Raw genomic sequence first — 8,466 nt, 5'->3', positions numbered from 1 at the left:
CGAGATTACTATTTACGCAGATGAGAAATCTGCTGAATTATTAAAGCAATTACAAGATGAATTACGTTTTGTGTTGATTACGTCAAAAGCCGAAGTCAAACCATTAGCTGAATCAGATGTGCCAGAAGGAGAAGTTAAAGGATTAGCTGTTAAAGTCATTCGTTCTATTGCAGAGAAATGTCCACGTTGTTGGCACTTCCGATACTATTGGCATAAACTCAAATCATCCAACGCTTTGCTCACGCTGTATTGAGAATGTGGAAGGTGAGGGTGAAATCAGAAAATTCGCTTAAATAAAGCCAAGACGTTCATTAAACGTCCCTTTATAAAATTTGTTTAATCTCTTCTAGGGCGAACAGTAGTTCGCCCATACAATTTTGAAAATGTTTAAAGGTACTTATGACACAAACTAGAACGGGTCTTTCTTTTTTATGGCTAAGTGTAATTGCTTTTATACTCGATTTAAGCACAAAATATCTTGTTGTACAAAATTTCACTTTATATGAGAGTATTAACATCTTTCCTTTCTTTAATTTAACTTATGTACGAAACTATGGTGCTGCATTTAGTTTTTTAGCTGAACATAGTGGCTGGCAAAAATATCTGTTTATTATATTAGCTTGTGTCATTTCTTTAATGCTAATCTATTTCTATACAAAAATGATGTCGGACAAAAATACAAAACAGTGCTTATGCCTTAATTATTGGAGGGCACTTGGAAATATGATTGATCGTACTTACCATGGTTTTGTAGTCGACTTCTTTGACTTTTATTGGGATATTTACCATTATCCTGTGTTTAATGTTGCTGATGTGGCTATCTCAATAGGAGCTGGTCTTCTAGTATTGGATGCGTTCAAAAATCGCAATGATCGGCACACAAGCCGAAACAAGAAGATAAATAAGGGAAAATAATGAAAATTATTTTAGCTAATCCGAGAGGGTTTTGTGCAGGTGTTGACCGCGCTATTAGCATTGTCGAATCTGCATTAGAAATTCACGGCTCACCTATTTATGTACGTCATGAAGTAGTACATAACCGCTTTGTCGTCAATGGATTACGCGAACGAGGGGCAATTTTTGTCGAAGAGTTAAATGAGGTACCAGATGGCGCCATTGTTATTTTCTCTGCCCATGGCGTTTCACAGGCTGTTCGTCAAGAAGCCAAAAAGCGTAACCTTAAGGTCTTTGATGCCACTTTGTCCGTTAGTTACGAAAGTACATATGCAAGTTGCTCGTGCAAGCCGTAAAGGCACAAAAGCAATTCTGATTGGGCATGAAGGACACCCCGAAGTAGAAGGAACTATGGGGCAATATGACAATCAAGAAGGCGGCATTTTTTTAGTCGAAAGTGTAGAGATATTGCTAAGTTAAATTTAAAAAAACGATGAAGATTTGACTTTTATGACTCAAACGACATTATCGATTGATGATACTAGTGAGGTTATTGAAGCTTTAAAACAAAAATATCCTGCTATTCAGGGTCCGCGTAAAAATGATATTTGTTATGCTACAACTAACCGTCAACAAGCAGTACGTGAACTTGCTCAACAATCTGATTTAGTCATTGTAGTCGGCTCAAAAAACTCTTCAAATTCAAATCGACTAGCTGAACTTGCTTCTCGGATGGGAGTTAATTCTAAATTAATCGATGATGCTGATGACATCGACCCTAAATGGCTTGATAATGTAAAAACAATTGGTATTACTGCGGGCGCTTCCCGCTCCTGAAGTGTTAGTCCAATCAGTCGTAAATCGATTACAAGAACTAGGGGTAACAAGTGTAGAAGAGCTGCAAGGCTGTGAAGAAAATACGATATTTGAAGTACCGAAAGAATTACGTATTAAAGAAGTCAATTAAGTATAAAGCTAGAATGGTTTTCTAGCTTTTTTTCTTTATCTTTTCTACTTATTAAAGCTATTTTCTACGATCCAGATCGTAAAAGTGCGGTCAATTTTTTGTAAGTTTTCCTATTTTCACCAAAATAACTTTCCGTTGAGACAACTCAACAGTTCATTGTTAATTTAACTATTTGAAGGAAAATTTATGACATTTAATTCAGTTATTATTGCCATTTTAACTTTAAGCTCAATTTTTACTAGCACAAATCTATTCGCTAATTCAACAAAACACTACAAACACACCACTTATCGCAGTAGACTATGTTTCAACTGAATCTGTTACAGGTATAGGAAAAATCAATATAAATAATGCGACAGCTGCCGAATTACAACATGACTTAATTGGAGTTGGTGCTAAAAAAGCAGAAGCGATTATCCAGTATCGTGAAGCACATGGTCCTTTCACAAAGATAGAGCAATTACTTGAAGTACAGGGTATTGGTAATGTTATTTTAGAAAAAAATAAAGATCGTTTAATCTTCTAATTTTTTCTTTATCATTTAAATATTATATAGTAAGCGGAATCCAGCAATTCCGCTTATTTATGATTTTGGCTTATTAAATAGAAAAGCGTATAATTTCCCCAGTTTTTCTTAAATACTAGGATATTAAATGAAACAAAAAGTAGTTCTTGCAACAGGAAATCAAGGTAAAGTCAAAGAAATGGCAGATGTGTTAGCAGATTTTGGCTTTGATGTCATAGCACAAACAGATTTAAACATTGAAAGTCCAGAAGAGACTGGACTTACTTTCATTGAGAATGCTTTACTAAAAGCACGCTATGCCAGCAAAATATCAGGTTTACCAGCAATTGCCGATGATTCAGGGTTAGTAGTTAAAGCATTATCAGGCGCACCAGGTCTATACTCTGCACGTTATGGTGTAGACGACAATACTGCTGATGCTAAAAATCGTGCTAAATTGTTAAGTGACCTCGCACATGTCGCACCAACTGAACGTCAAGCTAAATTTGTTAGCTGTATAGTTATGCTACAACATGAAACAGATCCATCCCCAATTATCGCTGAAGGGGAATGTTTTGGTGAAATTGCATTAGCAGAGAAAGGAGACAATGGTTTTGGCTACGATAGCATATTTTTTAGCCCAGAAGTCAATTGCACGTTTGCTGAATTAGAGACTGAACAAAAGAAAAAAATCTCTCACCGAGCAAAAGCCTTATCAGTATTAAAGAATAAACTTGCTATACGAGCTTAAGCGATAAGAATATATACAAAAATAGTAATTTTCTTTACTACTATTTTTTCTATTTTACCTCATCTTAAAAATTAATTAAGGAAATAACATATGATTATTACAACAACACCTAATGTAGAAGGCAAACAAATTGTAGAATATAAACAAGTAGTTTTTGGTGAAGTTGTCGCAGGTTCAAATTTTATTCGTGATTCTTTGCGGGTATTACAGACATTTTAGGTGGTCGTTCTGGCGCATACGAATCTAAAATCACTAAAGCGCGCCAAGAAGCTCTTGAGGAAATGCAAAAACATGCAAAACATTTAGGTGCAAATGCAATCGTTGGTGTGGAAGTAAACTATACCTCAATTAATGGTGATGGTAAAAGTATGTTTATGATCGTTGCCAGTGGTACAGCTGTAGTGGTACGTTAAGTGAATCTGACGCTCCCGCCACTAAGCCTGTATATTCACATTCCTTGGTGTGTACAGAAATGCCCCTATTGCGATTTTAATTCGCATGCCCAAAAAGGTGTAATTCCTGAACAGGAATACATACAACATTTATTACAAGATCTCAGTCAAGATCTTGTTCGTTTTTTCTGCAGGCATTCAACAACGTCAATTACATTCTATCTTTATCGGTGGTGGGTACACCGAGCTTATTTTCAGCACAAAGTATCCATTATTTATTAAGTGAAATCAAAAAGCGTATTCCATTTGAACAAGATATTGAAATCACTTTAGAGGCGAATCCTGGGACCGTAGAGGCAGAACGGTTTCAGGGCTATGTACAAGCTGGAGTAACTCGTATCTCCATGGGGATTCAGAGTTTTAATGACGATAAATTACAGCGTTTAGGGCGAATCCATAATTCTGCTGAAGCTAAAAGTGCGGTCCATTTTGCCAAAATTTCGGGGCTCAAGAGTTTCAATCTTGATCTTATGCATGGCTTACCAAATCAAAGTTTAGTAGAAGCTCTCGATGATCTTAAACAAGCTATCACGTTAGCTCCCCCCCATCTATCTTGGTATCAGCTCACTATTGAACCGAATACGATGTTCGCTTATCGTCCACCAGTTTTACCTGATGATGATGAGCTCTGGGATATTTTTGAGCAAGGGCATAAATTATTAATTGCTGCAGGTTATACACAATATGAAACTTCCGCCTATGCAAAGGGGATTCGAATGTAAACATAATTTAAATTATTGGCGTTTTGGTGATTATTTAGCTATCGGCTGTGGCGCACATGGTAAAGTCAGTTTTGAGCATGGTGATATTATTCGTTATTCTAAAACTAAACATCCTAAAGGCTACATGCGAGGCGAAATTTGTATGATGAGAAATATATTGAAGCTGAAGATCGTGCCGAATTTTTCAAAAAGCAGTGTAATTAGCAAGGGCCCAGTTTATTGTTTTTCAACAGTACTGTGGTAATCCAGTAAACTGTTGAAAAGCAGTTTTAGGCACTGCCTCTAGTAAGCGAAAACGATTCATGAAAAATTCGAATGCACGATCTTCAGCTTCAATATATTTCTCATCATACAAATATTCGCCTCGCATGTAGCCTTTAGGATGTTTAGTTTTAGAATAACGAATAATATCACCATGCTCAAAACTGACTTTACCATGTGCCACAGCCGATAGCTAAATAATCACCAAAACGCCAATAATTTAAATTATGTTTACATTCGAATCCTACCTTTGCATAGGCGGAAGTTTCATATTGTGTATAACCTGCAGCAATTAATAATTTATGCCCTTGCTCAAAAATATCCCAGAGCTCATCATCATCAGGTAAAACTGGTGGACGATAAGCGAACATCGTATTCGGTTCAATAGTGAGCTGATACCAAGATAGATGGGGGGGAGCTAACGTGATAGCTTGTTTAAGATCATCGAGAGCTTCTACTAAACTTTGATTTGGTAAGCCATGCATAAGATCAAGATTGAAACTCTTGAGCCCCGAAATTTTGGCAAAATGGACCGCACTTTTAGCTTCAGCAGAATTATGGATTCGCCCTAAACGCTGTAATTTATCGTCATTAAAACTCTGAATCCCCATGGAGATACGAGTTACTCCAGCTTGTACATAGCCCTGAAACCGTTCTGCCTCTACGGTCCCAGGATTCGCCTCTAAAGTGATTTCAATATCTTGTTCAAATGGAATACGCTTTTTGATTCACTTAATAAATAATGGATACTTTGTGCTGAAAATAAGCTCGGTGTACCACCACCGATAAAGATAGAATGTAATTGACGTTGTTGAATGCCTGCAGAAAAACGAACAAGATCTTGACTGAGATCTTGTAATAAATGTTGTATGTATTCCTGTTCAGGAATTACACCTTTTTGGGCATGCGAATTAAAATCGCAATAGGGGCATTTCTGTACACACCAAGGAATGTGAATATACAGGCTTAGTGGCGGGAGCGTCAGATTCACTTAACGTACCACTACAGCTGTACCACTGGCAACGATCATAAACATACTTTTACCATCACCATTAATTGAGGTATAGTTTACTTCCACACCAACGATTGCATTTGCACCTAAATGTTTGCATGTTTTTGCATTTCCTCAAGAGCTTCTTGGCGCGCTTTAGTGATTTTAGATTCGTATGCGCCAGAACGACCACCTAAAATGTCTGTAATACCCGCAAAGAAATCACGAATAAAATTTGAACCTGCGACAACTTCACCAAAAACTACTTGTTTATATTCTACAATTTGTTTGCCTTCTACATTAGGTGTTGTTGTAATAATCATATGTTATTTCCTTAATTAATTTTTAAGATGAGGTAAAATAGAAAAAATAGTAGTAAAGAAAATTACTATTTTTGTATATATTCTTATCGCTTAAGCTCGTATAGCAAGTTTATTCTTTAATACTGATAAGGCTTTTGCTCGGTGAGAGATTTTTTTCTTTTGTTCAGTCTCTAATTCAGCAAACGTGCAATTGACTTCTGGGCTAAAAAATATGCTATCGTAGCCAAAACCATTGTCTCCTTTCTCTGCTAATGCAATTTCACCAAAACATTCCCCTTCAGCGATAATTGGGGATGGATCTGTTTCATGTTGTAGCATAACTATACAGCTAACAAATTTAGCTTGACGTTCAGTTGGTGCGACATGTGCGAGGTCACTTAACAATTTAGCACGATTTTTAGCATCAGCAGTATTGTCGTCTACACCAGCATAACGTGCAGAGTATAGACCTGGTGCGCCTGATAATGCTTTAACTACTAACCCTGAATCATCGGCAATTGCTGGTAAACCTGATATTTTGCTGGCATAGCGTGCTTTTAGTAAAGCATTCTCAATGAAAGTAAGTCCAGTCTCTTCTGGACTTTCAATGTTTAAATCTGTTTGTGCTATGACATCAAAGCCAAAATCTGCTAACACATCTGCCATTTCTTTGACTTTACCTTTGATTTCCTGTTGCAAGAACTACTTTTTGTTTCATTTAATATCCTAGTATTTAAGAAAAACTGGGGAAATTATACGCTTTTCTATTTAATAAGCCAAAATCATAAATAAGCGGAATTTGCTGGATTCCGCTTACTATATAATATTTAAATGATAAAGAAAAAATTAGAAGATTAAACGATCTTTATTTTTTTCTAAAATAACATTACCAATACCCTGTACTTCAAGTAATTGCTCTATCTTTGTGAAAGGACCATGTGCTTCACGATACTGGATAATCGCTTCTGCTTTTTTAGCACCAACTCCAATTAAGTCATGTTGTAATTCGGCAGCTGTCGCATTATTTATATTGATTTTTCCTATACCTGTAACAGATTCAGTTGAAACATAGTCTACTGCGATAAGTGGTGTGTTTGTAGTGGTTTGTGAATTAGCGAATAGATTTGTGCTAGTAAAAATTGAGCTTAAAGTTTAAAATGGCAATAATAACTGAATTAAATGTCATAAATTTTCCTTCAAATAGTTAAATTAACAATGAACTGTTGAGTTGTCTCAACGGAAAGTTATTTTGGTGAAAATAGGAAAACTTACAAAAAATTGACCGCACTTTTACGATCTGGATCGTAGAAAATAGCTTTAATAAGTAGAAAAGATAAAGAAAAAAAGCTAGAAAACCATTCTAGCTTTATACTTAATTGACTTCTTTAATACGTAATTCTTTCGGTACTTCAAATATCGTATTTTTCTTCACAGCCTTGCAGCTCTTCTACACTTGTTACCCCTAGTTCTTGTAATCGATTTACGACTGATTGGACTAACACTTCAGGAGCGGAAGCGCCCGCAGTAATACCAATTGTTTTTACATTATCAAGCCATTTAGGGTCGATGTCATCAGCATCATCGATTAATTTAGAATTAACTCCCATCCGAGAAGCAAGTTCAGCTAGTCGATTTGAATTTGAAGAGTTTTTTGAGCCGACTACAATGACTAAATCAGATTGTTGAGCAAGTTCACGTACTGCTTGTTGACGGTTAGTTGTAGCATAACAAATATCATTTTTACGCGGACCCTGAATAGCAGGATATTTTTGTTTTAAAGCTTCAATAACCTCACTAGTATCATCAATCGATAATGTCGTTTGAGTCATAAAAGTCAAATCTTCATCGTTTTTTAAATTTAACTTAGCAATATCCTCTACACTTTCGACTAAAAAAATGCCGCCTTCTTGATTGTCATATTGCCCCATAGTTCCTTCTACTTCGGGGTGTCCTTCATGCCCAATCAGAATTGCTTTTGTGCCTTTACGGCTTGCACGAGCAACTTGCATATGTACTTTCGTAACTAACGGACAAGTGGCATCAAAGACCTTAAGGTTACGCTTTTTGGCTTCTTGACGAACAGCCTGTGAAACGCCATGGGCAGAGAAAATAACAATGGCGCCATCTGGTACCTCATTTAACTCTTCGACAAAAATTGCCCCTCGTTCGCGTAATCCATTGACGACAAAGCGGTTATGTACTACTTCATGACGTACATAAATAGGTGAGCCGTGAATTTCTAATGCAGATTCGACAATGCTAATAGCGCGGTCAACACCTGCACAAAACCCTCTCGGATTAGCTAAATAATTTTCATTATTTTCCCTTATTTATCTTCTTGTTTCGGCTTGTGTGCCGATTCATTGCGATTTTTGAACGCATCCAATACTAGAAGACCAGCTCCTATTGAGATAGCCACATCAGCAACATTAAACACAGGATAATGGTAAATATCCCAATAAAAGTCAAAGAAGTCGACTACAAAACCATGGTAAGTACGATCAATCATATTTCCAAGTGCCCCTCCAATAATTAAGGCATAAGCACTGTTTTGTATTTTTTGTCCGACATCATTTTTGTATAGAAAATAGATTAGCATTAAAGAAATGACACAAGCTAAT

General features: G+C 36.4%; 7 protein-coding genes and 8 pseudogenes. 9 read left to right on the top strand and 6 right to left on the bottom strand.

The genetic code is table 11. The features are described from left to right. The 9 genes and pseudogenes from DYE19_RS00295 to hemW (DYE19_RS00260) all read left to right on the top strand — a co-directional run. A pseudogene (locus DYE19_RS00295) lies at positions 1–293 on the top strand (zinc finger domain-containing protein); the annotation flags it as partial. Between the two features lie 106 nt (positions 294–399). Continuing rightward, a complete protein-coding gene (gene lspA / locus DYE19_RS00290; RefSeq protein WP_115322258.1) occupies positions 400–915 on the top strand; it encodes a signal peptidase II in 516 nt (171 codons plus the stop codon). After that, positions 915–1,250 (top strand): hypothetical protein, encoded by a 336-nt coding sequence (locus DYE19_RS11600; RefSeq protein WP_438361426.1) that lies wholly within the window; start codon positions 915–917, stop codon positions 1,248–1,250. Before lspA (DYE19_RS00290) ends, DYE19_RS11600 begins: the two co-directional genes overlap by 1 nt. Further along, a pseudogene (ispH, locus tag DYE19_RS11595) lies at positions 1,135–1,731 on the top strand (4-hydroxy-3-methylbut-2-enyl diphosphate reductase). Before DYE19_RS11600 ends, ispH (DYE19_RS11595) begins: the two are co-directional and overlap by 116 nt. A gap of 1 nt (position 1,732) precedes the next feature. Beyond that, positions 1,733–1,861: a hypothetical protein gene (locus DYE19_RS11590; RefSeq protein WP_438361425.1), complete on the top strand. Its 129-nt coding sequence runs from the start codon at positions 1,733–1,735 to the stop codon at positions 1,859–1,861. A gap of 247 nt (positions 1,862–2,108) precedes the next feature. Next, complete coding sequence (locus DYE19_RS00280) at positions 2,109–2,387, top strand: ComEA family DNA-binding protein (protein ID WP_115322260.1); 279 nt, start codon at positions 2,109–2,111, stop codon at positions 2,385–2,387. Between the two features lie 127 nt (positions 2,388–2,514). After that, complete coding sequence (rdgB, locus tag DYE19_RS00275; RefSeq protein WP_115322257.1) at positions 2,515–3,117, top strand: RdgB/HAM1 family non-canonical purine NTP pyrophosphatase; 603 nt, start codon at positions 2,515–2,517, stop codon at positions 3,115–3,117. 90 nt (positions 3,118–3,207) lie between these two features. After that, positions 3,208–3,530 (top strand): annotated as a pseudogene (locus tag DYE19_RS00265) (YbjQ family protein). After that, positions 3,531–4,477: pseudogene (hemW, locus tag DYE19_RS00260) on the top strand (radical SAM family heme chaperone HemW); the annotation flags it as partial. Positions 4,478–4,529: 52 nt separating this feature from the next. Here the strand turns inward: hemW (DYE19_RS00260) and hemW (DYE19_RS00255) are convergent. From hemW (DYE19_RS00255) to lspA (DYE19_RS00230), 6 genes and pseudogenes are all read right to left on the bottom strand, one after another. After that, positions 4,530–5,543: pseudogene (gene hemW / locus DYE19_RS00255) on the bottom strand (radical SAM family heme chaperone HemW); the annotation flags it as partial. Beyond that, a pseudogene (locus tag DYE19_RS00250) lies at positions 5,544–5,866 on the bottom strand (YbjQ family protein). It lies immediately after the preceding pseudogene. Between the two features lie 90 nt (positions 5,867–5,956). Then, positions 5,957–6,563 (bottom strand): annotated as a pseudogene (gene rdgB / locus DYE19_RS00245) (RdgB/HAM1 family non-canonical purine NTP pyrophosphatase). Between the two features lie 128 nt (positions 6,564–6,691). After that, positions 6,692–6,985: a ComEA family DNA-binding protein gene (locus DYE19_RS00240; protein WP_115322259.1), complete on the bottom strand. Its 294-nt coding sequence runs from the start codon at positions 6,983–6,985 to the stop codon at positions 6,692–6,694. Between the two features lie 232 nt (positions 6,986–7,217). Next, positions 7,218–8,175 (bottom strand): annotated as a pseudogene (gene ispH / locus DYE19_RS00235) (4-hydroxy-3-methylbut-2-enyl diphosphate reductase). After that, positions 8,172–8,466, bottom strand: a 295-nt coding sequence (gene lspA, locus DYE19_RS00230; protein ID WP_115322254.1) for a signal peptidase II, incomplete at its 5' end; no start/stop codon positions are given. The gene lspA (DYE19_RS00230) and the pseudogene ispH (DYE19_RS00235), both read right to left, overlap by 4 nt.

The organism is Pasteurella canis (genome assembly GCF_900454865.1).
Taxonomy (GTDB): Bacteria; Pseudomonadota; Gammaproteobacteria; order Enterobacterales; family Pasteurellaceae; genus Pasteurella; species Pasteurella canis.
This window is presented reverse-complemented; position numbering and strand designations above follow the sequence as displayed.